Source organism: Burkholderia sp. AU45251 (assembly GCF_030482905.1).
GTDB classification, from domain to species: domain Bacteria; phylum Pseudomonadota; class Gammaproteobacteria; order Burkholderiales; family Burkholderiaceae; genus Burkholderia; species Burkholderia aenigmatica.
This window is the reverse complement of the sequence record NZ_JAUJQH010000023.1, coordinates 61,784-85,396: the sequence shown is the minus strand read 5'-3', so window position 1 is coordinate 85,396 and position 23,613 is coordinate 61,784. Positions and strand designations below refer to the sequence as shown.

The window sequence follows — 23,613 nt, the reverse complement described above, 5'->3', positions numbered from 1 at the left end:
CGTAAGCGTGGATGCACTTTACCGAACCAGAAATGCTGGAACCGGTGCTAAACTCAAAGCACCTTTAACTTTAATTCACGAATCCCGTCATGGCGGATACCGTCCAGCCGGCCGATCTCGGCTTCTTCTCGACGCTCGCCGCGTCGGGCAGCCTGAGCGCGGCCGCGCGCGAACTCGGGTTGACCGCGGCGGCCGTCAGCAAGCGGCTCACGCAGATGGAGCGGCGCGCGGGCGTGCCGCTCGTGAACCGCACGACGCGGCGAATGATGCTGACGCCGGAAGGTGACGTGTATCTCGACTACGCGCGCCGGATCCTCGACCAGATGGACGAACTCGGCGAACTGCTCGGCAGCGCGAAGCAGCGCCCGAAGGGGCTGCTGCGCGTGAACGCGACGCTCGGTTTCGGGCGCAACCAAGTCGGCCCCGCGATCTCGCGCTTCGTCGCGCGTTATCCGGAGGTGTCGGTACAACTGCAGTTGTCGGTGATGCCGCCGCCGCTCACCGACGACGCGTTCGACGTGTGCATCCGCTTCGGCGAGCCGCCCGATACGCGCGTCGTCGCGCGGCGGCTCGCGCCGAACCGCCGGCTGCTGTGCGCGGCGCCCGCATATCTCGCGCAGCACGGCACCCCCGTCACGCCGCACGACCTGACGCGGCACAACTGCATCGGCATCCGGCAGGGGGACGAAGGTTACGGCGTCTGGCGCCTGACGAGCGGGCGCGGCACGGCACGCCACACGGAAGCCGTGCGGATCAACGGCAACCTGACGACGAACGACGGCGAGATCGCCGTGAAATGGGCGCTCGACGGGCACGGGATCCTGATGCGCGCGGAATGGGACCTGCGCGACTATCTCGCCGACGGCCGCCTGGTCGTCGTACTGCCCGACCACGAGACGCCAAGCGCCGATATCTATGCGGTGTATGCGCAGCGGCACCAGATGTCCACGCGCATTCGGGCGTTCGTGGACTTTCTGGCCGGTGAGTTGGGAGGGTAAGAGGGGCCCAACGCTTGTCGATCTGCTGCCTACGACATGAATCCCGTCGCCGCTGCTGATGGCCTCAAGCTCAACATCACCGAAGCGGACAATGCGCTCGACCTCGAACTGGCGCGCGAGGAATGCGAGTATTTTCGACTGGACCTGGGTACAGCGGACGAGATCGTCGACAGCTTCCGCAACATCGTCGGTCAATGGAGAACACTGGCGACAAGACCCGGGCTTTCCGCCCGCGAGCAGGAACGCATGGGCCCCGCGTTCCACCTTGCAAACGATTGAACCCGCCTTCGATGCTCGCCGCTCAAACCGGGACCACCTCCGTATCCACCCGATCAACACCGCCCACAACGTCCCCCGTCGGCCGCCACACCCGTGCGGTGACCATGCCCGCATGGCCGCTCACCGCCGCATCGAACCGCTCCACGATCCAGTCGACGAACGCGCGCACGCCGGGCGACACATGCGGACGTTTCACATACACCGCCGACACGGGCATCGCCGCCGGCTGCCACCGCGACAACACTTCCCGCAACCGCCCCGCGTCGATCAGCGGCTGCGCGGCGACGCGCGGCGGCTGGATCAACCCGAGGCCGTGCACGCCGCACGCCAGATACGCCTGCTCGTCGTCCACGCTGACGATTCCGTCGAGCCGCACCTTGCGCTCCGCGCCATCGACGAGGAAATCGAGTTCAGCCGTGCGCTGGCCCGGAATGGACGGCGCGCTGACCGCGCGATGCACGGCCAGATCGTCGAGCGTGCGCGGGGTGCCGTGGCGGTCGAGATACGCGGGGCTCGCGCAGGTCACGCGCTCGAGCATGCCGAGCCGGCGCGCGACGAGCGACGAATCGGGCAGTTCGCCGAGCCGGACGCTGCAGTCGATCGCGTCGCCGACGCGATCGGCCGCGCGCCCTGACACGCCCAACGTCAGCACCAGGTCGGGATGCCGTGCATGAAACTCGCCGAACGCCGGCAGCACGATCGCGGCCGCCACGGCCGCCGGCAGCTCGACGCGCAGCGGCCCGCTCGGATGCAGCGCAGCGCCGCGGATGCTGGCTTCGAGGTCGTCGACGTCCGCCGTGATGCGCACGCAGCGCCGGTAATACGCGTCGCCTTCGGGCGTCGCCCGCAGCGCGCGCGTCGTACGCACCAGCAAAGGCATGCCGAGCGCCGTTTCGAGTACCTGCACGGTCCGCGTCGCGGTGGCGCGCGAAATGCCGAGCGCCTGCGCGGCACGCGTAAAGCTGTTCATTTCGACGATGCGCGTGAAGATGCGCATCGCGCGGATCGGATTGTCCACCGGACACACCTGCATGTTTGCCGCATGCCGCAGCGCGCGCTTGCGCACCGTGCATGCGTATCGAGGAACGCCGCGCCGCCGGCGCGGCGGACGGTTCAACCGTTCGCCGCCACGGCGCCGCGCGCCGGTTCGTCGAGCAGCCGCCGCGCCAGCGCGAGTGCATCGTCGCGGTTTTCGGTCGCCTTCAGCGGATAACCCCATACCTTCTCGAACGCGCCCGAGAAGGCGTTGAGCGCCACGCGCCGCGGTGCGTCCGGCTCGATCGCGATCATCGCGGGGATCCATTCGCGCGACTGCGCGCGGTTGGCCTTGCTCCACTTCGCGAGCTGCTTGCGCAACTCGTGATCGTCCGTGCCGCGATCGTCGCCGGACGGCGCATCGTCAGTCAGAAGAACGAACGGTTTACGACGCGCCAGCAGCGCGTCGAGTTCGGCGATCAGTCGGGCGGGATCGGTGTGCGTCGAACCGGTGTAACGCAACCAGACAAACGGGAATTCAGTTGTGACGATCTGCATGTCGGCCCCCGTATGAGAACGATTCTCATTTTATGGATCGAGGCCCAGCGCGTCATTTATCGTCCCGGCCAACCGCTTGCTCAATCCGGCCAATCGCGCACGGATGGCCGCGCGGACGTCAACGTTCAGCGTTGCCGGTCGGTCAGGAATTGCGTCGGCGACTTGCCGGTCGCCTTGCGGAACATCGTCACGAAGCTGCTCGCGCTCTCGTAGCCGAGGTCGATCGCGATCTGGTGTACACGGCGGCCGGTCGTCAGCATCCGCAGCGACAGCGCGACGTGCAGCCGCCGGCGCCAGTCGCCGAGGCTCATCCCGAGCTCTTTCGCCGCGAGCCGCGTCAGGCTGCGCTCGCTGATGCCCGCGCGCCGCGCGAGTTCGGGCAGCGGCGACTTGTCGGCCGGGTCGTCGAGCAGATGGTCGATCAGCTTGCGCAGCCGGCGATCGGCCGGCATCGGCAGATACAGATCCTCGACCGGCGCCGCGACGAGTTCGTCGAGCAGCGTGGCCATCAACCGCCCCTGCGGCCCGTCGACGTCGTACAGGTTCGGAAAGCTCGCCGCCTTCAGCAGCAGTTCGCGCAGCAGCGGCGACACCGACGGCGTGCAGCACCGCGCGGGCAGGTCGAGTGCGGTGTCCGGTTCGACCAGCACCGAGTAGAACGTCGCGCCGGCCGAGCCGCGCGCCGCATGCGGGACGCCGCCCGGAATCCACACCGTGCATTGCGGCGGCGCGCTCCACACGCCGCCGTCGATCTCACAATAGACGACGCCGCTGAGCGTGTAGAGCAGTTGCGCCTGTGGATGGATGTGCCGCTCCAGCCGCCATTCGGGCTCGACGACCGAGCCGCCGAACACGACGAGCGTGCGCGGCACGTGGAAGACGTCGTCATCCGCTGCGGGATCGGTGGTCGATGGAAGCTTGCGCATGAAACGGTGGACGATGGAGGAAGCCGGACGCGCTGCCCGCGCGCTCTTTCGTGCTTATACCAGAAAGGCGCCGGCGCGGCCCTGCCACTGGGCCGCTGCCCGTGCCGCGTCTGCAACCGCACGCCGAAGCGAATACAATGCCCCGATCCCCCGCCGCTGCGTCCACCTCCCGGAGCCGCCATGTTCGACCTGACCACGCTGACCACCTTCACGGCCGTCGTCCTGGGCCTGTTCCTGATCCCCGGCCCCGCCGTGCTGCTGGTGCTGAGCCGCACCGTGCAGGGCGGCCGCAAGACCGGCATCCTGACCGGCCTCGGCGTCGCGAGCGGCGACTTCGTGCATACGTTGTTCGCGGCCGTCGGCCTGTCGGCGCTGCTGATGACGTCGGCGCTCGCGTTCAACGTCGTGAAGGTGGTCGGCGCCGCCTACCTGATCTATCTCGGCGTGCGCGCGCTGCTGGAGAAACCGTCCGATCCGTCGCTGCCGAGCGTAGCGCCCGTCACGCCGCTCAAGGCGTACCTGCAGGCGATTCCCGCCGAAGTGCTGAATCCCAAGACCGCGCTGTTCTTCCTCGCGTTCATGCCGCAGTTCGTGCATCCGGAACGCGGCTCGACGTTCGTGCAGTTCGCGGTGCTCGGGCTGATCTTCGTCGTGCTCAGTTCGCTCTACACGACGCTGATCGCGTGCTCGATCCGCCCGCTCGGCCGCCTCGTGAAGCGGCTCACGTGGCTCACGCGCTGGCAGGGGAAGATCATCGGCTCGATCTTCATCGCGCTCGGGCTGCGCGTGGCCGTGCAGCAGCGCTGACGCACGCGGCCGCATGACGTCTGCCGCGGCGCCTGCCGGCGAAGCCCTCTACACCGACCTGCGCCGCCAATCACCGAGAAACATCAGGCCTGGATCAGCGCCAACGGCCGCAAAACAGCGAACGCCAGAACGCATGAGCGATCGGTCAGGACCACCGACGATGGAGCGAGTCGATGAGCACGTCCATATCGAGAATTGCCGATAATCTCTTCCAGGCCGAGCACCTCATGCTCGCCAGTGAAGACCCGGACGCTGTCGTACGCGGCTGTGCCGAAGCGCTTCGCCCGCACCAGCTCGTTCTGAGGCGTCGGCATGGACGGATTGCCGCGCGTCTTCATCACCTGCCAATGGGGCCGTTATCGCTCAGCCGGTTACTTTACGGTGGCGATGTCACGATCGTACCGGCCATGCCGGAAGAAGACACATTCATCGTTTCGATCCCGCTGGGCGGGAAAGCCAGCTTCTCTTATGGTTCGTCGATGGCCCCCTTATCCAGGGGGTGCGGCACGATCGTCGGACCGTACCACGACTTCAAGCTTGATATCGGCGCGCGTTTTGACCAGCTCATGCTGCGTCTGGATCGACGGCGAGTCGAGTCGGTCTGCGCGAGCATGCTGGGGAAGACCACCTTCGAGCCCGTGCATTTCAACCTTTCATTAGTCGAGCTGCCCACGCCCTGGCTGACGCTCATTGAAACCGCCGTGGGCCTGACCGCACTCGACAACGCGCACGCTCACCCGCGGCTTTTCGTTCAGATCGAAGAGCTGTTGATCGAAACACTCCTTCTGGCGCAACCCCACAATTTCAGCGCGTCGATCAACGCGAATCAACAGCGGGCGCCTGCTGCACAGATCCGGCGAGCCATGACATACATGCTCGATCGCCTTGGCGAGCCCGTCAGACTCAGCGAAGTCGCCCGCGCATGCAACGTCAGCCTGCGCAGCATGCAACTGGGCTTCCAGCGAGATCTTGGCGTGACGCCCGCCCAGTGGCTGCGTACCCGGCGCCTCGAACGTGCGTACGAATCGCTTGCTTTTGCCGCACCGGGCGGCACGTCCGTGACGGATGTCGCGCTCCAGTGCGGCTTCACCCATCTTGGCGAGTTCTCGACGAGTTTCAAGCGTCGCTACGGAAAAAAGCCCTCCGAAGTCCTGAACAAATAGGCGAGACCGGGCACCCGCTCCTGCCCCCTCCTTCTGAACGCAGCGGCGCCCCGCGTCGCGCGCCACCCATTCGGCCTGACGCCACGTCCTCACCTGCGCCTGCCCTGTACCGCTCCCGGCTCAACGGGGCGATGCGTCCGGTCGCCTCCATCACGTTGCTGCGAATTGCGCGATTCCGATAGCAAGTCTTCGCGTTTCCGATAGTTCACGGATTTCCGGCCACCTACCCTGTCTTCAGAAATTGCGCACCTGGCTGTTTCGGCCAACCACCGCTGAAACGGCACCGCAATCCTCCTGAATCGTGGTGCGCTGAGGCAATCACATGCTTCGGCGCCGTCACGAGTGAATTCAACGTGATGGGGACAAAGGCAATGAAACTCGATATCGAGACACTGGGAGACCACGGCGACCGGGTCGTGATGGTTCACGGCAGCCTGAACGACGGGCGAGCGGCCTTTTCGGAACAGCGTTCGCTGGCCGAGCGAGTCAGGCTGACCATCGTGAATCGACGCGGATACGGCAACAATCCGCCGATCACCTGCGTCGATCCCGAAGCGGACGCGCTGGATATCGTCGAACTGCTGGAAGACGGCGCGCATGTGGTTGGCACATCGATGGGCGGCGTCATTTCAGCGCGTGCCGCGGCACTCGCGCCGGATCGTGTTCGTTCACTCACACTCATCGAACCACCGGCATTCCCCAACGCGGCGGGCCATCCGGTCGTGGCCGAAGCATCGCTGGCGATGCAAAGGCACTGGGCCAGCTCGTCGACTGCAAACGCCGCCACCTTCCTCGACGGATTTGCCGCCGCGCTGCAGATGCCGTTGCAACTGCCCTCGCCGCTTCCGCCGGGGCTTGCTGCGGCAACGGTCAACCTGAAGACCGAGACACCGTGGGCAACCTACATTCCGCTCGCGCAGCTCAAGCGCGCCCGGTTCCCGAAGTTGATCGTCTCCGGGCAGTGCAGCCCGGTGTTCGAAGCGATCTGCGACACGCTGGCTGCAGAGCTGAGTGCACAACGAGCAGTCTTCCCCGGCTCGACGCACGCAGTACAGCGGATCGGCAAACCTTTCAACGATGTGCTCGAACAGTTCTGGCAAAGCGCTGCTCGTGCACCCGCCTGAAGCCACCCCCAAGGAGAATCAACATGACGTTATCGGCAGAAACCAAACTTGAAGTCCAGGAAACCGTCGCGCGCGCTTATCAGGCGCTCGACGGTCACAACGCGCGCGCATGGGCCGAGTGCTTCACCCAGGACGGCAAGTTCGAAGCGATCTATGGCGCGTTCCACGGGCGCGCGGAAATCGAAGCATTCATTCAGAGCCATATCGACAAGGGAGCCGAGAACGGCGCGATGCATACCGTGACCAACTTCGTTGTGGAAGGCAGCAACGATGCGCCGGTGATTCATGGATACGTCGTGAAGTTCGGCATGGATCGGCGCCCCGTCGAGATCCTCGGTTGCGCAAAGCTGATCGGCCGGATGACACGGCGAGCCGGACGGTGGATGTTCGAGCACCTGACGTTGGCCATCACGCTTACGGCGCCTTCGCCCGCGATGCCGACCGAGTAGGCCGTCGCGAATTCTGGATGGGTTGCTCCACGCACGCCGCCGCATGGTGTCGGACGCGCTGGAGCAACAACGCGCCTCTGCTGGCATTCGCTCGCGTCGGGACACGACGGCTCAAGCCTCCCGGCAACGACGTTGGCCTGCTTTCGATATCGTCAGGCAGAAGCAGTGCGCTCGATCGCACACGGGCGACACGCGAAACCGGGCCGGGTCTTTGAGCGTGGCGACGCGCTCGCGATCCGGGTCAATCGTCTTCTCGATACACCGCGTCTTGGCTTCCTGCCATGACTGAAACCGACATTCGCGTAGACGTCGTCACCACGGGTGGAAATCGATAGGTATCGCTTCGTCGTAGCAAGGACCTCCGCTGCAGATCAATCGTTCAGGAAATCCACTTCATCATCATGATTAGGATTACGTATTCATATTCACGAACATATTAAGCCCATATCGACATAGCAAGTCGCAATGCCATTGCGACCCGAATAAAAGCAACAACAGGACAAGTGAGACAGGATGGAACAGCGCAAAGTCATTTCGCTGGCCGTGGCACTATCGGCCGGCGTGGCGAATGTATGTGTCGCCAGCACCGGAATTTATACGACCGGCTATGGCACCCGTGAGCAAGGGATGGGCGGCGTCGGCATCGCGACCGGAGAGTCGGCGCTGGCACCGGCAGAGAACCCTGCCGGCATCGCGTTTTCCGGTGATCGGGTGGAGATTGGCGGCGGTTTGTTCGCGATCCACGGCGGCGCACAAGTCAACGGAGCGACATACGACGCGAGAACGGGCATCGTGCCGATGCCCGAATTCGGCTATGTCAAGTCGCTGTCTCCGTCGCTCGTGTTCGGGGTGGCATCCTGGGCATCGGGTGCATTGATGAGTTACCGAACACCCTACGGCGGCATCCCGGGAAATTCGAACACGTTTGCGCAAGGCGTCTTCATGCACGTCGCGCCCACCGTCGCGTATCGCTTCGGCACGGAACGGAACCACTCGATTGCATTGTCCGTGGTCGGCGCACTGTCGACCATCGACGTCGAAGGTGTCGAGGCGCAGACCGGACTACCGAACCAGGGTCGCAACTGGACGCCGGGCTACGGCTTCAAGATCGGGTGGATGAGCCAGATCACGTCTCGACTGTCGGTGGGTGCGTTCTACGCATCGAAGATCCGCTACACGCCCTGGCACAAATACCGCGCGATCTTCCCTGACGGGGGCCGGTTCGCCGAACCGGAACAATACGGCGTCGGCATCGCCTTCCGTCCGACGCCGAAGTGGCTGATCGGGTTCGACTGGATTCGCTTCAACTACGGCAGCACGCGTGTGCTCGGCAATCCGGTCACCTTCTCCGCGCCGCTCGGTGCAGAGAACGGTTCGGGATTCGGCCTGACCGATATCAACGCTTACCGCATCGGCGTTCAATACGACGTGACTGACAAGCTCACGTTGCGGGGAGGCTTCGAGATCACGAACCAGCTCGTGACACCGGCGAATACGGCATTTACGTTCCTCGTTCCCATCACGCTCAATCGCACCTACACGGTTGGTGCGACGTATCGGATGAACAAGCAGTCGGAGCTGTCATTCGCGTATGCCGTCTCGCCGCGTGTGCAGGTGAATGGAACCGGTCTGAGTGCGGGAACCAACCCGTTTTTGCAAAACAATTACGTTGCGCTCACGTACACAAGGAAATTTTGACGGCGGACGATTCTGCAAAAAGGAATGCACGAACAATGCACGGCGAGCGAGCCGTTGCATTGTTCATCGAGTGTGCGATGTGACCGGTGGAATCCGTGCATGCGAACCAATCGACCAAGGACATTGCAGCAGACACGGGGGATGCCACGCGCATCCGATCCTGCCAGCTGCGGCAGCGCAACCCGACGGCGCTTCGCCATCGGCCTGAATGCGCTGGTCAGATCGTTCCCAAGTCCGCCAGATACTGGTTCAGATTGAGCGTCGCCCGATCGCCATTGATCACGAGGCGGTCGACCAGCGAGCAAAGCACCTTGAATTCGGCCGATGTGACGCCCTCGAACAGTACGTTATTGATGTCCTGTTGCCGGCGCGCCAGCCCCCGAAGCAGCCGTGAACCGGCGGACGTGATCGTCAACAGCGTTCGCCGCCTGTCCTCCGGACGGCGCTGTTTTTCGACCAGCCCGTATTTCTTGAGCTTGTCGGTCTCGACCGTGACGTACCCGACACTGAGGTGCAACTGGTCCGCCAGACGATCTGCCGTCACCGCACCATCCGACGAAAAATGGGCAATCGAGATCAGCAACGAGTACTGGATGCCTGTCAGCCCAATCAATGAACCGAAACCGTCGCGCACCGATTGCAACCGCACCGCGAACGGCAACAGCCCGTTGACCAGGCACCGAAACGCCGCATCCGTCCCGTCAACCAGACACGCTCCGGTGGTGATGGACAGAATGCGCTCGTCGTTCAAGTTCGCCATGGCAGCCACTCCTTGATGGCACATCATTTAGCTTTGTTGAATAGGTATATATCAAATCTTTTTTGATGACCAGTGCCATTTTGGGAGACTGCCAAGCCAAGCGACGTCTTCCGTCGTGCCCGCAGATCGCCCCATGCAAGCAAAGAGACTCCAACCGCATGCGCGATCCTGCCGCACCGACGAGAGGCCCGGCGGCAGGGCCACTGCGAACGGAACCGGTGCCACGATTCGTTGTGGCTACCGGGTCGCGCAAGCACGGTGCCCCGCGCAAAGGTCATCGCGAGCTGCCGCGCGTGACGGTGTTTTCGTCGAGAACGCGTCAGCCCGCGACAGGCAGCGTATCCACCGCATACGCGTGCCGGATCGTGCGGCCCAGCACCGGATCCTCCAGCTCGACCTCGAACCGCTCGGCCGGCCGAATACCGCCGATCGCCGCAAGCGTGCCGCACAGCATCGCGGTGCCGTCGACGAAACGGCCGTCGTGACGTGCAAACTGCGCGAGCAGGTCGTCCGGTGCGCGCATCGCGGTCACCTTGCCTTCCTGGTACAGCACGCGTTCGCCGTCGATCGTCGCGTACGCACGCAGCACGAGCTGATCCCAGTGCCCGGCCACGTCGTCGAACTTCCACAGCGTGTTCGCGCACGGCTTGCCGCACATCTGCTTCGACACCGTGATCCCGTACGTCTCGACTTCACGATCGGTGTGGTCGGACGCGATGCCGACGAAAGTCTCGCCGCCGTCGCGCACCAGCACAAACTCGGCTTCGCCGCTGCTCTGCCCGCCCGATACCTGGATCGCGAGCGCCGGATCGAGACGATCGGCCGCGACGCGGTAGAACACCGGCGTCGTCGCCGGGCGCTTGACGCCGAGCTCCTCCAGCTCGCGGATGTGCTTCTCCATAGCGACCGTGTCGCGGCCCGTCCAGCCCGCGATCACGAGCGTGTCGATCGCGATCGCGCGCTCGGTGCGGCCGTCGCGACCGTCGATCGCGAACGTGATGGTTTTCATCGAATGCTCCTCGTGGCGGGCAGCGCACGCGGGATGCGCCGCCGCCCGCCGTATGTCATGGATCGGCCGCGCTTACGCCGGGTCGTAGTAGTGGATCTCGAGCAGCACGCAGCCGCCATTCGACTTGAACGGGCCATGCCATGCGCCGGGCGGACGCACCGCGTACGTATAGCCGTTGAACGGCGTGCCGCCGTTGCCGTGCTCGTCGTTGCCGACGGTCAGGTCGCCCTCGACGAGAAACACCTCTTCCCAGTAGTCGTGGACGAACGGCTTCTTCGTGTGCAGCCCGGCCGGCAGGCGCAGCAGGCGCGTGCGGCTGCCGCGCTTGCGCTCGGTGTCGAGCGCGCCGGACAGGATCAGTTCCTGCGCGCCGGACGCCGGGTCATAGCCTTCCGGCAGCCGCCAGTCGCGCTGCATGTCCAGCGTATGGAATTCGTCGTGAAGCTTGTTGATGGCCATCTGTCTCTCCTGTTGCGATAGCGGGTAAGTCGGGCGCGATGCGACGCATCAGGCGGCGCGCGGCGTCGACAGTTCCTGGTTCAGCGAATAGCTGCCGAGCATCGAATCGACCAGATGCGACGCGCGCTGCCAGTCGTACGTGCGATACGCGTGCCCTTTCGTGACGAACGACGCGCCGGCATAGAACAGTTCGTACTGGTTGTGGCGCGACGCGAATTCGGAGCCGACCGCGTCCCACGCGAGCTTGAAGAACTTCACGCGCTCCTCGGACGAGCACACCGGCGACTTCTGCGTCTTCTCGATGATGCGCAGCAGGTCGGGGTTCTCGAAGTCGCGCACGCTCGACGGCAGCATGATCATTCCGCCGCCGGCGAGCTCGCGCAGCGTGTTGAGCACCTTCGAATAGAGCTGCTGCGTGACGACCTGCGAGCCGTACAGCATGTTGCGGTCGGGCACGTAGAAGCCGTTGACGACGGTGCCCTTCGCTTCCATCCCGTAGACCCACGCCTCGACCATCGACGCTTCGGCCGCGAGCTGGCCCAGCGTTTCGCGCACCTGCGGGAATGCATTCGTGCCGTTGACCTCGGAGATCTTCAGACCGAGCCCGACGAGGAAGCGCAGTTTCGTCATCAGCCGCACCTGGCACTGGTAGTTCTGGTACACGTGCGCAGGTGTCGCGTGGAACTGTTTCGCGCACATCGCCGTGTTGCCGGCGACGAAGATCCGTTCCCACGGCACCTTCACGTCGTCGAAATACAGCACCGCGTCGTTTTCGTCGAAGCGGCTCGACAGCGGGTTGTCGAACACCGACGTCGCGTTCTCCTCGTACGACTTGCGCGACAGGATCTTCATGCCCTTCGCGTTCATCGGCACCGCGAACGACAGCGCGTACATTTCGTCGCCTTCGCGCAGCGGCTGGATGCAGCTGCAGAACACTTCGTTCGCCATGATCCCGCTCGTCGCGAGCATCTTCGCGCCGCGCACCGTGATGCCTTCGGCATCCTGATCGACGATGCCGACCGCGAGGTACTTGTCCTCCTGCTCGTGCGCGGCCTTCGACTGGTTCGCCTGCGGATTCACGATCACGTAAGTCAGGAACAGGTCGTTGTCGCGTGCATAACGGTAGTAGTCGCGCAGTGCGCCCGCGCGGGCCGGGTCGTATTGCTCGAACACGTCGGCGCCCATATACATACCCGACAGACACGACGCGACGTGGTCAGGCGAGCGGCCCATGAAGCCGTAATGCAGCTCCGACCACGCCTCCATCGCGGCACGGCGTTCGACGAGTTCGTCGTAGGACGTCGGCAGTTGCCAGATCCGGCTGACGCGGTTGCCCGTGTCGGGTGACACGAACGTCATCTTCTCGACGTTCTCGTCGCGCGCCTGGTAGTCGTACAAGCTTGCGTAGCTGCGGATCGAATTGCGGAATGCCGCGTGTGCGGTCACGTCGCCGACCGGCTGGCCGTTCAGGTAGACCTGCCGTCCGTCGCGCAGCGACGCGATGTGCTGAGTCCCGTTCTTGATCATGATGTCCTCCAGGGTGGAATGAAGCGTGGGTTGCATTCAGGCAGACGGCGCGTGCATGCCGTCGAGCGTGCGATAGCGGCCGCCGAAGAAGATCAGCGGGCGCCCTTCCGAGCGCGCGCAATGCCGCGTCACGCGGCCGACGAAGATCACGTGATCGCCGCCGTCGTACTGCGCATAGGGTTCGCATTCGAATGTCGCGAGCGCGTCGGGCAGCAGCACCGCGCCGTCGTCATCGGCCGCGTCGGCACGCCAGCCCCACTTGTCGCCGTTCGCTTTCGCGAAGCTGTTCGACAGGTGCTGCTGCGTCTCGTCGAGCACGTTGACCGCATAGCCGCCTGCACCGGCCAGGTCGCCGAGGCTCAGGCTGCGACGGTCGACCGAGAACAGGATCAGCGGCGGATCCAGCGACACCGAATTGAACGACGCGACCGTGATGCCGATCGGCACCCCCTCTTTGCGCGGGGCGGTAATCACCGCGACGCCCGTCGCGAACATCGACAGCGCAGTGCGAAAGCGCCGCTGCGCGTCGGCACCCGCACCGGTTCCGGCATGGTTCTCGCTCATCTCGTCCTCCTTGGGTTGCATCACCGGATTCCGCTGCGGAATCCAGCCCAACAAAGCACCGTCATTTAGCTTTGTTATTTAGCTTTTATTAAATGTAAACACAAAGACGGGTTCAAGTTGTCGTAAACCCTGACCTTGAAAGCTTTGTTTAAAAGACAACCCTACTGGCGTGATGGATGTTGCGCGGCGCCCGCGAATGTCCACGTACACTGCGGCTACCCTGTGCCGCGGGGCTTTCATGCCCCGCGGGAGACACCGCTTTCCGGAGCCGCTTCGATGCAATCCCGTCCGATCTACATGGACTACAGCGCGACGACGCCCGTCGATCCGCGCGTGGTCGACAAAATGGTGCCGTTCCTGCACGAGCAGTTCGGCAATCCGGCTTCACGCAGCCACAGCTACGGCTGGGACGCCGAACAGGCCGTCGAGGAAGCGCGCGCGCACGTCGCGGCACTGCTCGGCGCCGATCCGCGCGAAATCGTGTGGACCTCCGGCGCGACCGAAGGCAACAACCTCGCGATCAAGGGCGCCGCGCACTTCTACCAGGGCAAGGGCAAGCACCTCGTCACGGTGAAGACCGAGCACAAGGCCGTGCTCGATACGTGCCGCGAACTCGAACGCCAGGGCTTCGACGTCACGTATCTCGACGTACGGGAAGACGGCCTGCTCGATCTCGATACGGTGCAGCAGGCGCTGCGCGCCGACACGATCCTGGTGTCGGTGATGCTCGCGAACAACGAAACGGGCGTGATCCAGCCCGTCGCCGAAATCGGCGCGCTGTGCCGCGCGCGCGGCATCGTGTTCCACTGCGATGCCGTGCAGGCGGCCGGCAAGATTCCGGTCGACGTGAATGCGTTGAACGTCGACCTGCTGACGGTGACCGCGCACAAGGTCTACGGCCCGAAGGGGATCGGCGCGCTGTACGTGCGCCGCAAGCCGCGCGTGCGGATCGAAGCGCAGATGCACGGCGGCGGCCATGAGCGCGGGATGCGCTCGGGCACGCTGCCGACGCACCAGATCGTCGGGATGGGCGAGGCGTTCCGGCTCGCGAAGAAGGAGATGGTGGAAGAAAGCCGCCGCGTCGGCGCATTGCGCGACCGGTTGCTGGCGGGCCTGTCGACGCTCGACGAGGTTTACGTGAACGGCGACCTTGCCCGCCGGATTCCGCACAACCTGAACGTCAGCTTCAATTTCGTCGAAGGCGAATCGCTGATCATGGGAATCAAGGGCGTCGCGGTATCGTCAGGCTCCGCGTGCACGTCGGCCTCGCTGGAACCGTCGTACGTGCTGCGCGCGCTGGGCCGCAGCGACGAGCTCGCGCACAGCTCGATCCGCTTCACGCTCGGCCGCTTCACGACCGAAGCCGAAGTGGACAGCGTGATCGCGCAGGTGCGCGACACGGTCGGCAAGCTGCGTGCGCTGAGCCCGCTGTGGGACATGCATCTCGAAGGGGTCGACCTGAATACGATCGAGTGGGCCGCGCACTGAGCATGGCCGATGCGTCAGGCCGGCCGGCGATCGCGGGCGGGCCTGCGGCTCGCGCGCGTCAGCCTTTTTCCTGGCGCGCGATCAGGTGTGCGAGATCGAGCGTTGCGCGGTCGCCGTTGGTGACGAGGCGGTCGATCACCGAGCAGAGTGCCTTGAATTCGGTCTTCGTCACACCTTCGAACAGCACGTTGTTGATGCGCTGCTGCGTGTCGGTGAGCGCCTTCAGCAGCTTCGAGCCGGCCGGCGTGACCGTGAGCCGCATCTTGCGCTTGTCGTCGGGATCCGAACGTTTGTCGATCAGGCCGAGCTTCTTCAGCTTGCCGGTCTCGATCGTGACGAAGGCGCCGCTCAGGTGCAGGTGATCGGCGAGGCGGTTGACGGTCACGACGTCGTCGTGCGACAGATGCGCGACCGAGACGAGCAGCGAATACTGGATGCCGGTGAGGCCCATCAGCGAGCCGAAGCCGTCGCGCACCGACAGCAGGCGGGCCGCGAACGGCAGCAGCCCGTTGATCAGATGGCGAAATTCCGTGTCCGTGCCGTCGATCAGGCAGGCCGGGTTGGTAATGGTCAGAACGGACTCCTCTTGCTGCTTGGCCATGACTTCGACGCTCCGTACGGTCATGCGAATTTAGCTTTGAAACGAAATTATACGGCAAAGGCACATCCGCCCCCGGCCAACGCCAGCCGGCGCATGCGGCCCGATTTCCCGATACAGGAGGCTCGTCCATGCCCTTCCCGCTTCATCCCGCAACGGTTCGCGCGCTGCTCGAATGCTATCTGCGCGCAAAGGACCTGAACCGGTCCGCGCTGATCGCCGACTGCTTCGCGGCCGATGCCGAGCTGAGCTTTTCGCTCGCGAACGACGATATCGATTTTCCGCCGCGCGTGACCGGCGCGGCCGCGATTGCACGCACGCTGGTGGAGGAATTCGGCGAGCGGTTCGAGCGCTGCCGGACGTATTACGTTTGCACGGAACCCGAAGTCGACTCACACGGCGTCTGCGGGATGTCGTGGCTCGTCGTGATGCGGCAGAAGGACAACGGCGCGTTGCGGATCGGGCATGGCACCTACCGCTGGCAGTTCGCGGGCAACGGCGAAAGCGAACATGCCACGCGGATTGCGGCGCTGCATATTCATATCGCACGAATGGATACGATCGACGATCCGCAGTCGGCGAAACTCGATGCGCTGCACGCGGCGTTCGGGTATCCGTGGCTGCCGGCGCACGCGTTCGCGCGCGGGCTCGCGGATGTCGCAGCGGCGCAACCGGAATGGGCATTCCTGGCCCCGTTCCGGCAGGCAGCCGCGGCCGGTTGAAGGACGGCCGGGCGAGCAACCGCATCACGGCGCGGCCGCTAACCGTCGCGCCCGGCCAGGAGCTGCGCGGCCGTCATCACGCGGGGATCGTCGCTCGTCAGATCCCCGCCGTAATAGGCGATCGTCGCGCGTTCGTCGAGCAATAGCGGAATCGCGACCCGCCCGCACAACGTCCGCTCGACCGCTTCGCCGAACGTGAATCCGCACAGATACACGCCGTCGACCACGCAATTCGTCGCGAACACACGCCCCTGCGCATCGACATAAAACTCGACGTACCCGAGATCGTCCTCGGCAACGCCGATCATCGTCGTCCCGAGCGCCCGTTCCCACGCGGCAATCTGGCGATCCTGGTGTGCCAGCGCATGAAACGCGAGCCCCATCCGCGCGCAGGTTTCCCCGCGGCGATCGGCGCGATCCGTTCCCACGATCAACCCGTCGAACGCGCGCAGGATCGTGTCGCCCGGATGGTCGCCATCGTGCGACGACACCCGGCCCTCTGCATCACCGCGCCAACCGGCCGCGCCAAATAGCGGCCTGACAGTCGAAGGAATCTCGATCACGACAACGCTCCTGAAGTTTTCGCACACGATACGGCACACGTGAACGCCCGCCGCCGTCAAGGCATCACCCCTACCGGCCCTTCACCGCACCCCGTCGAGCGCCTGCCGCACGCCTTCCCAATCCAGCCCGAACCGCGCGAGATACTTGCGCAGCCGGTCCGCATCGTTCGGCTGCTTCTTGCTCTGCCGCGACACAGCGAACAGCGTGCGCCCGGCTTCCGACAGGCTGGCCGACACGCGGCATACGTCGAGCACGCGTTCGAGCTGCGCGCGGTCGAACAGGTCGAGTTCCGCCGCACGCGCGCCGAACACCGCGTCGACGCAGGCATCGGACGCACTAGCGCCACCCGGCGACGACCATGTGCGCGTCAGCCGTTCGACTTCCTGTTCGGCGAGCGCCTCGGTGATCCGCCCCGCATCGGCCAGCGTCGCCATCCGCGTGACCGATGCCGACAGCTCGCGGAAGTTGCCGGCCCACGCCGCGCGCGGCGACGCGGCGAACGCGAGATAGCGCCGCTTCGCCTCGACGTTGAACCGCACCTGCTCGCCCTGCTCGCGGCCGAAACGGTCGAGTTCGAATTCGAGGTTCGGTTCGATATCCTCACGGCGTTCGGCCAGCCCCGGCAATTCGTATGTCCACAGGTTGATCCGCGCATAGAGATCCTCGCGGAACGTGCCGGCGGCCACCATCTGCCGCAGGTCGCGGTGCGTGCCCGCGATCAGCTCGAAATCGCTGGTCGCCTCGACGTCCGCGCCGACCGGCAGGAAGCGCTTCTCCTCGATCGCCTTCAGCAGCATCGCCTGTTCGTCGAGCCCGAGTTCGCCGATCTCGTCGAGAAACAGCAAGCCGCCGTCCGCCGCGCGCAGCAGCCCGGCCCGCGCCGTCTGCGCGCCCGTGAACGCACCCTTCACGTGACCGAACAGCGTCGACATCGCCGCGTCGCCGCGCAGCGTCGCGCAGTTGATCTCGATGAACGGCCCCGCAAGCCGATGGCGGCCGCGCTTCAGCTCGTACACGCGCTTCGCGAGAAACGACTTGCCGGCGCCCGTCGGCCCGACCAGCAGCATCGGCGCGCGCGAACGCACGGCCACGCGCTCCAGTTGCTCGATCAACGCATTGAAGCGTGCGTTGCGGGTCGCGATGCCGGCCTTCAGAAACGACACCGTTTCGTCCCGCTCGCGCGTGAAGCGCTGTGCGATCCGGTTGTAGCGCGACAGGTCGAGATCGATCACCGACATCGTGCCGGGCCCGCTCGGCCCCTCGTCGGTCTTCTGCGGCGGCGCCGTCTGCGCGAGACGCGCAGGCAGGTAGCGCGCCTCCGCCAGCAGGAACCAGCAGATCTGCGCGACGTGCGTGCCCGTCGTGATGTGGATCAGGTACTCCTCGCGATCGAGATCGAACGGGTAGGCGCGGGCGAAATCGTGCAGCGTCGCGTAGACCTCCTCGAAATCCCATGGATCGCGAATCTCCAGCGGGATGAGCCGCACGTCGGTGTGCGGCGACACGCGCTCCAGATCCTGCTTCACGCGGTTCGCGAGCCGCGCGTAGTTCGGCGAGTGCAGCAGTTCGAGCCGGTCGATCGGCGTGTCGCGCTGCTCGCACAGCGAAATCGTCGGCCGCCAGTTGCGCCAGCGGCGCTGCGAGCCGCCGCCCTGGTCGAGCACGGTGCCGAGAAAGCCGATCGCGACGGTCTTGCGCATGTTTATCCCACAAGATAATAGGCGATCCTATTGTATCGGATTTTCCGCATCACGCGACGACCGGACGTGCATACCCCACCCGTCACGAAAAATAATTTCCCCTTTTATTTCAACAGCTTGAGAAATTTTTCGAGCATCAATCCGAGCGCTGGCACGCTCCTCGCTAAATAGAAAGTGCCGGATGTCCCGCTGGCCCACGAGCCAGGGTTCACAAAACCCTGCTGGTGCGCCGCCGCCGAACCTGGTTCGTCGCGGTCGCGCATGCCGCCATGGGCAGACGAAGGCAAACGGGCGCGTACTGGAACTTCGCCCGGGTTCGAATCCCGGGGCGCCCTCCGTTCGGTAGCTCATTCGGGTAGAGCAGCCGGCGCAAGCCGGTGTGTAGCGGGTTCGAATCCCGCTCGAACACTGTCCGCAACGACAGTCTGTTGATAGAAGCAGTACCCGCCGGTGCGGGCCGCAAGGCCCGCCGCGCGTCGGACCGGTTGCGGTTCCGCGCGATCGGCCGGACGGCCGCACGGCCCGCGCGAAGGCGCACGACGACGCGATGCAGGATGCGTCGCCGTGCCCTTCAGCGCCGGGCCAGCGCGCCGCCCGCCCGGTTGCGTCGCCCCGCGATCCGCACGATGCGCGTCACCCGGCGGTCAATGAAGAAAAGGACAAGAATATGTGGATGCGACATGTCGTGAAAAAGAACGAACGCGCGCTGCTGATGAATGAGGGCGATTTCGTGAAGGTGCTGGAACCGGGCGTGTTCAAGGCCTTCGATCCGTTCAAGCGCCTGTCGGTGCAGACCGCGCGTCTTGACGCGCCGCTCGCCGACACGGCACTGGCCAATTACCTGCGTCACGACGCACCGGACGTGCTCGCCCGGTACTTCGTCGCGATGGATCTCGCCGACGATGAAGCCGGCCTGCGCTACGAAGACGACGTGCTCGTCGAGATTCTGGCACCGGGCACGCGCCGGCTGTACTGGCGCGGCCTGGCCACGCACCGTCTCGAACGCGTCGATCTCGCGCAGGACAGTGTGCTGCCGGGCGCGCTCGTGAAGCGCATCGCGCAACCGGCGCTGCGGGCGCGCGGCGTGGCGGGCCTGGCGGGCGTGCTGCTGGCGCAGGTGCCGGCGTACCACGTCGGCGTGCTGAAGATCGACGGCAAGATCGAGCGGTTGCTGGACGCGGGTACTTCGGCGTTCTGGCGCTTCAACCGTGACGTCACGGTCGAACTCGTCGACCTGCGTTTGCAGGCGATCGAAGTCGGCGGACAGGAAATCCTGACGCGCGACAAGGTCGCGCTGCGGCTGAACCTGTCGGCGACGTGGTGCTATGCGGACGTGCTGCATGCGTTCGGCCAGCTGCAGAAGCCGGTCGAACACCTGTATCGCGAGCTGCAGTTCGCACTGCGGTCGGCGGTCGGCACGCGTTCGCTCGACGAGCTGCTGGAGGACAAGCAGTCGATCGACGACGTCGTGATCGCACAGGTGCGTGCCCGCCTCGGCCATTCGGGCGTGGAGGTGCGCAGCGTCGGCGTGAAGGATATCGTGCTGCCGGGCGACATGAAGACGATTCTTGCGCAGGTGGTCGAGGCGGAAAAGTCCGCGCAGGCGAACGTGATTCGCCGCCGCGAGGAAACCGCGGCCACGCGTTCGCTGCTGAACACCGCGAAGGTGATGGAAGAAAACCCGACCGCGCTGCGGCTCAAGGAGCTGGAAACGCTCGAACGCGTCGCGGAACGGATCGACCGCATCTCGGTGTTCGGCGGTCTCGACCAGGTGCTGAACGGACTCGTCAGCATCAAGGGCGCGCAATGAATGATCGGGCACGGCGCACGGGCGCCGTGCCTCATGAACGAAGAAGCAAGGTGATGAACATGAGTGAAATGGATTACCAGGTAATGGAACTGGCCAACGGCAAGCCGGTGAAGATGTGGACGCAAGGCGTCGCCGTCGAAGACGAAGCGCGCGCGCAACTGCGCAACACCGCGCAGATGCCGTTCATCTTCCGCCACGTCGCGGTGATGCCGGACGTCCACCTCGGCAAGGGCTCGACGATCGGCAGCGTGATCCCGACGAAGGGCGCGATCATTCCGGCCGCGGTCGGCGTCGACATCGGCTGCGGGATGATGGCCGCGCGCACGACGCTGACGGCGTCCGACCTGCCGGATTCGCTCGCGGGCCTGCGCAGTGCGATCGAACGCGCGGTGCCGCACGGCCGCGCGCCGGGCCGCCGCGATCCGGGCGCATGGGGCGACCGCACGCCGGCCGCCGTGACCGAATCGTGGAAGGCGCTGCAACCGGGCTTCCAGCGGATCGTCGACAAGTATCCGAAGCTGGAAAAGACGAACCACTACGCGCATCTCGGCACGCTCGGCACCGGCAACCACTTCATCGAAGTGTGCGTCGACGAAGAGGACCACGTGTGGTTCATGCTGCACAGCGGCTCGCGCGGCGTCGGCAACGCGATCGGCAGCCTGTTCATCGAACTCGCGCAGGCCGACATGCGGCAGCACATCGCGAACCTGCCGGATCGCAACCTCGCGTATTTCACCGAGGGCAGCCGGCACTTCGACGACTACGTCGAAGCGGTCGGCTGGGCGCAGGACTACGCGCGCCGCAACCGGCAGGCCATGATGGATGCGGTGATCGGCGCGGCGCGCGGCGTGATCGCCAAACCCTTCTCGGTCGACGAACACGCGGTGAACTGCCACCACAACTATGTGCAGCGCGAACGCCACTTCGGCGAAGACGTGCTCGTGACACGCAAGGGCGCGGTGTCCGCGCAGAAGGGGCAGCTCGGGATCATTCCGGGTTCGATGGGCGCGAAGAGCTTCATCGTGCGCGGGCTCGGCAACCCGGACAGCTTCTGCTCGTGCAGCCACGGTGCAGGCCGGACGATGAGCCGTACCGAAGCGAAGCGCCGCTTCACGGTCGACGATCAGGTCAAGGCAACCCAGGGCGTCGAATGCCGGAAGGACGCGGGCGTCGTCGACGAAATCCCGATGGCCTACAAGGACATCGACGCGGTGATGGCCGCCCAGCGCAGCCTCGTCGAAGTGGTGCACACGCTGCGCCAGGTGGTGTGCGTGAAAGGATAGCGCGGTGCGCGGCCGATGGCCGGCGGCCGCGCACAACGAAAGGAAGCAACAAGAGTTGAGCGCGACCGGTCGCCGTCGTTTTCGTGTGGCAGCGACCGGTTATCTACATAGAGATTGCTTCCTGGAAGAGGTGCAAAAACGCTGAACGCATGAATCTGCTGGACTACAGGCTTCCGATAAACGAGAAACCGACCTCATTCAAATTGAATAGCTGCACCAGACCCGCATCCGCATCTGGGACCAGCGGGTCAAGCATGCGGATTCAATCGGTCGATGCAATGAATTGATAAGGCGACCAGCGTGCAACCATTCGTCAGCGCGCGCAAACTCACAAATCCGACCGATAATTAAGCATATGCTGCACAGTCGATTTATAATTCAGATCCGATATAAGAAAATCCATCACCCCACTTTAATCATATATGCGATCTAATCAATTCAATGACTTGGAGCAAGAGGTGATTGTCCTCTTGGCTGCCTGGGATATGTTGGGCGGGATGGTAAACTACGCATTCTTCGACAAACTGAAGCGTACGACCGACGTAACGCTGATGTTTTCGAATGCCAATGACCGAAGACTTTTCAATATCCTGCTTGGAGATTTTCTTTCTCAGCCGAACGAGAAAGGTGACAAAAAGAGCTATTTGAATCTTATGCAACCACCGAAAGCAGGCACACCGACTGACTACACTTTCCTGTTCTACCTTAGGCAGATGTGCGCCGCTCCGCACCTCGGCACTCAAGTCGAGCACATCGCGAAGCCTCTGAATGCGTTCTCGTCCTGGCTAGAAGATGAGTGTTTCGTGGAAAAAGTCTGGTTCGGGGACATCGATGTGGAGGCAGACATCCGCATCGAACGAATCCGCTATATCAAAATCTGCGGTGATATTTCCAAGCATAATTTTTCCAGACTTCAATCGAATGTAGAAAAGATAATACAGACGCTTCGAAAAAATGGCGTGGAGATTGATGCCGAGGCCGGATTCAAAGCACTCCCGGGATTCTATGAATGGTTTCACGACAATGTCTTCACCTACCATTCGAGCCACATAGCACAGATGTTAAACGATCTAATGTGGGGAATTTATCGGTACCTCATACCTGAATTCCAACGATCGCACAAGCAAGCGCCCGGTGAAGTGGCGTACAGCTACCAGTATCCAGAGGGATGCCATCATTCGTTCGCCCGCTCCGCGTATTGGAATCTGATGAACCACATCCGACGAGGTCCATATTTGCCAAGATTTACTGTATCTCCATCGCTGAAAAGTGAGTTTTGACGTTTTCCTCTTGCTTGACATCGCCGTTTACGCTTTGATCAGTGTTCCTTCGCCCAACGTACAGGTACCCAGTGTCCGACCCAATTCAAGCCACGTCCGATGTCGCAAAAGCGTCCGAGCAAGTTGCCAAAACAGCAGGACAGGTTGTAGAGGCAACCACTAAACTCGGCACGTTTGTGGCGAGATACATCGGAGGTCCGCTGCAACTCGCGTCAGGTATCGTCGAGGACAAGCTGAAATACATGCGATGGGAGAATCAGGTGGATCTCATGGCTCGCGCAGACCGAAAGCTAGCGCAGATCGGATTGCCCGCTCCTACGCGAACAATTCCTCCTAAGTTTGCGGTCCCTCTTCTGCAAGCAGCCTCCTTGGAGGATGACGCAGATATACGAGATCTGTGGGCAACGCTTTTAGTCAATGCCGCCAATGCCGACAGCGGCATAGATCTGAGCGCGGCATACATTTCGATTCTTAGAGATCTCACTCCTCTCGACGCCAGCATACTTCGCACGATATATGCGTTACCGTTCGACGCAATGCATCATCAAGGAGTGTTTACAGGATACCTGCCAGAGCAAGCCATTATTTGCCCGGAAGGCGGGCGCCGATCCTCGGAAAATCCAGCACCAACCAACGACGTCTGCTTATCGCTGGCAAACCTCGCGCGCCTCGGATGTCTCGCACTGACAAGAACCATGGGGGGAGGTCAAATGATGGACAGCGTCAATCCAACGTATTTGGGTTCCTTTTTCATTGCCGCATGCACGTTATCTCACCGGAGCAATTCAACTGCCCCGTCGGGATCGCAATAAGGCCATAGGCTCGAACCCTATCCCAGATACGGGTCTCATCATGTCGGCTCGGACGACCTC

The 23,613-nt window shown here is 63.8% G+C and carries 24 protein-coding genes and 1 tRNA gene; 14 read left to right on the top strand and 11 right to left on the bottom strand.

The window, feature by feature from the left end:
- Positions 1-89 precede the first annotated feature (89 nt).
- On the top strand, positions 90-998 hold the full coding sequence (locus QZM67_RS31425; protein ID WP_175024795.1) for a LysR substrate-binding domain-containing protein: 909 nt from the start codon (positions 90-92) through the stop codon (positions 996-998).
- A 36-nt stretch (positions 999-1,034) separates the two neighbouring features.
- Entirely contained in the window at positions 1,035-1,277 is a 243-nt protein-coding gene (locus tag QZM67_RS31420; RefSeq protein ID WP_301809268.1) for a hypothetical protein, read from the top strand.
- Positions 1,278-1,299: 22 nt separating this feature from the next.
- On the opposite strand, the gene QZM67_RS31415 is transcribed toward QZM67_RS31420, so the two are convergent.
- The 3 genes from QZM67_RS31415 to QZM67_RS31405 form a co-directional block, all read right to left on the bottom strand.
- Positions 1,300-2,295: a LysR family transcriptional regulator gene (locus tag QZM67_RS31415; RefSeq protein ID WP_301809267.1), complete on the bottom strand. Its 996-nt coding sequence runs from the start codon at positions 2,293-2,295 to the stop codon at positions 1,300-1,302.
- 95 nt (positions 2,296-2,390) lie between these two features.
- Positions 2,391-2,810 carry an ATP--cob(I)alamin adenosyltransferase gene (locus QZM67_RS31410; RefSeq protein WP_301809265.1) on the bottom strand — a complete coding sequence of 140 codons (420 nt, stop codon included), beginning with the start codon at positions 2,808-2,810 and terminating at the stop codon, positions 2,391-2,393.
- A 125-nt stretch (positions 2,811-2,935) separates the two neighbouring features.
- The gene (locus tag QZM67_RS31405; RefSeq protein WP_301809264.1) at positions 2,936-3,736 is read right to left on the bottom strand and encodes a helix-turn-helix domain-containing protein; all 801 of its coding nucleotides are present in this window, start codon (positions 3,734-3,736) and stop codon (positions 2,936-2,938) included.
- Between the two features lie 180 nt (positions 3,737-3,916).
- Between QZM67_RS31405 and QZM67_RS31400 the strand changes: the two genes are divergently transcribed.
- The 5 genes from QZM67_RS31400 to QZM67_RS31380 all read left to right on the top strand — a co-directional run bounded on the left by QZM67_RS31400 (position 3,917) and on the right by QZM67_RS31380 (position 8,977).
- Positions 3,917-4,543 (top strand): LysE family translocator, encoded by a 627-nt coding sequence (locus QZM67_RS31400; protein ID WP_043178086.1) that lies wholly within the window; start codon positions 3,917-3,919, stop codon positions 4,541-4,543.
- A 173-nt stretch (positions 4,544-4,716) separates the two neighbouring features.
- Positions 4,717-5,706 carry an AraC family transcriptional regulator gene (locus QZM67_RS31395; protein WP_301809263.1) on the top strand — a complete coding sequence of 330 codons (990 nt, stop codon included), beginning with the start codon at positions 4,717-4,719 and terminating at the stop codon, positions 5,704-5,706.
- 371 nt (positions 5,707-6,077) lie between these two features.
- Positions 6,078-6,830 (top strand): alpha/beta fold hydrolase, encoded by a 753-nt coding sequence (locus QZM67_RS31390; protein ID WP_301809262.1) that lies wholly within the window; start codon positions 6,078-6,080, stop codon positions 6,828-6,830.
- A gap of 23 nt (positions 6,831-6,853) precedes the next feature.
- Positions 6,854-7,279, top strand: a complete 426-nt coding sequence (locus tag QZM67_RS31385; RefSeq protein WP_301809261.1) for a nuclear transport factor 2 family protein — start codon at positions 6,854-6,856, stop codon at positions 7,277-7,279.
- Positions 7,280-7,792: 513 nt separating this feature from the next.
- A complete protein-coding gene (locus tag QZM67_RS31380) occupies positions 7,793-8,977 on the top strand; it encodes an OmpP1/FadL family transporter (protein WP_301809260.1) in 1,185 nt (394 codons plus the stop codon).
- 217 nt (positions 8,978-9,194) lie between these two features.
- On the opposite strand, the gene QZM67_RS31375 is transcribed toward QZM67_RS31380, so the two are convergent.
- The 5 genes from QZM67_RS31375 to QZM67_RS31355 all read right to left on the bottom strand — a co-directional run bounded on the left by QZM67_RS31375 (position 9,195) and on the right by QZM67_RS31355 (position 13,317).
- Complete coding sequence (locus QZM67_RS31375; protein ID WP_301809257.1) at positions 9,195-9,737, bottom strand: MarR family winged helix-turn-helix transcriptional regulator; 543 nt, start codon at positions 9,735-9,737, stop codon at positions 9,195-9,197.
- A 319-nt stretch (positions 9,738-10,056) separates the two neighbouring features.
- Entirely contained in the window at positions 10,057-10,746 is a 690-nt protein-coding gene (locus QZM67_RS31370) for a DUF2848 domain-containing protein (protein WP_301809254.1), read from the bottom strand.
- A gap of 72 nt (positions 10,747-10,818) precedes the next feature.
- On the bottom strand, positions 10,819-11,205 hold the full coding sequence (locus QZM67_RS31365; RefSeq protein WP_089453518.1) for a cupin: 387 nt from the start codon (positions 11,203-11,205) through the stop codon (positions 10,819-10,821).
- 48 nt (positions 11,206-11,253) lie between these two features.
- Positions 11,254-12,732 (bottom strand): 4-hydroxyphenylacetate 3-hydroxylase family protein, encoded by a 1,479-nt coding sequence (locus tag QZM67_RS31360; RefSeq protein ID WP_175024786.1) that lies wholly within the window; start codon positions 12,730-12,732, stop codon positions 11,254-11,256.
- A gap of 36 nt (positions 12,733-12,768) precedes the next feature.
- A complete protein-coding gene (locus QZM67_RS31355; RefSeq protein ID WP_205187747.1) occupies positions 12,769-13,317 on the bottom strand; it encodes a flavin reductase family protein in 549 nt (182 codons plus the stop codon).
- A 255-nt stretch (positions 13,318-13,572) separates the two neighbouring features.
- On the opposite strand from QZM67_RS31355, the gene QZM67_RS31350 reads away from it, so the two are divergent.
- The gene (locus QZM67_RS31350) at positions 13,573-14,784 is read left to right on the top strand and encodes an IscS subfamily cysteine desulfurase (protein WP_175024785.1); all 1,212 of its coding nucleotides are present in this window, start codon (positions 13,573-13,575) and stop codon (positions 14,782-14,784) included.
- 58 nt (positions 14,785-14,842) lie between these two features.
- On the opposite strand, the gene QZM67_RS31345 is transcribed toward QZM67_RS31350, so the two are convergent.
- Positions 14,843-15,385, bottom strand: coding sequence for a MarR family winged helix-turn-helix transcriptional regulator (locus QZM67_RS31345; protein ID WP_301809242.1), 543 nt, complete (start codon positions 15,383-15,385; stop codon positions 14,843-14,845).
- A gap of 128 nt (positions 15,386-15,513) precedes the next feature.
- Here QZM67_RS31345 and QZM67_RS31340 point away from each other — a divergent pair, with 128 nt between their 5' ends.
- Positions 15,514-16,104 carry a nuclear transport factor 2 family protein gene (locus tag QZM67_RS31340; protein ID WP_301809241.1) on the top strand — a complete coding sequence of 197 codons (591 nt, stop codon included), beginning with the start codon at positions 15,514-15,516 and terminating at the stop codon, positions 16,102-16,104.
- Between the two features lie 38 nt (positions 16,105-16,142).
- On the opposite strand, the gene QZM67_RS31335 is transcribed toward QZM67_RS31340, so the two are convergent.
- Complete coding sequence (locus QZM67_RS31335; RefSeq protein ID WP_301809239.1) at positions 16,143-16,595, bottom strand: SUKH-3 domain-containing protein; 453 nt, start codon at positions 16,593-16,595, stop codon at positions 16,143-16,145.
- A 153-nt stretch (positions 16,596-16,748) separates the two neighbouring features.
- Entirely contained in the window at positions 16,749-18,368 is a 1,620-nt protein-coding gene (gene rtcR, locus QZM67_RS31330) for an RNA repair transcriptional activator RtcR (RefSeq protein WP_175024782.1), read from the bottom strand.
- A 336-nt stretch (positions 18,369-18,704) separates the two neighbouring features.
- Between rtcR and QZM67_RS31325 the strand changes: the two genes are divergently transcribed.
- The 5 genes from QZM67_RS31325 (at position 18,705) to QZM67_RS31305 (ending at position 23,553) form a co-directional block, all read left to right on the top strand.
- Positions 18,705-18,777 (top strand) — tRNA-Cys (locus tag QZM67_RS31325).
- Between the two features lie 258 nt (positions 18,778-19,035).
- Positions 19,036-20,178: a slipin family protein gene (locus tag QZM67_RS31320; protein WP_301809234.1), complete on the top strand. Its 1,143-nt coding sequence runs from the start codon at positions 19,036-19,038 to the stop codon at positions 20,176-20,178.
- A 59-nt stretch (positions 20,179-20,237) separates the two neighbouring features.
- Positions 20,238-21,461, top strand: a complete 1,224-nt coding sequence (locus tag QZM67_RS31315) for an RtcB family protein (RefSeq protein ID WP_301809232.1) — start codon at positions 20,238-20,240, stop codon at positions 21,459-21,461.
- A 458-nt stretch (positions 21,462-21,919) separates the two neighbouring features.
- Entirely contained in the window at positions 21,920-22,741 is an 822-nt protein-coding gene (locus tag QZM67_RS31310) for a hypothetical protein (protein ID WP_301809231.1), read from the top strand.
- A gap of 71 nt (positions 22,742-22,812) precedes the next feature.
- Positions 22,813-23,553 carry an Abi-alpha family protein gene (locus tag QZM67_RS31305; RefSeq protein ID WP_301809228.1) on the top strand — a complete coding sequence of 247 codons (741 nt, stop codon included), beginning with the start codon at positions 22,813-22,815 and terminating at the stop codon, positions 23,551-23,553.
- Positions 23,554-23,613: the final 60 nt, after the last annotated feature.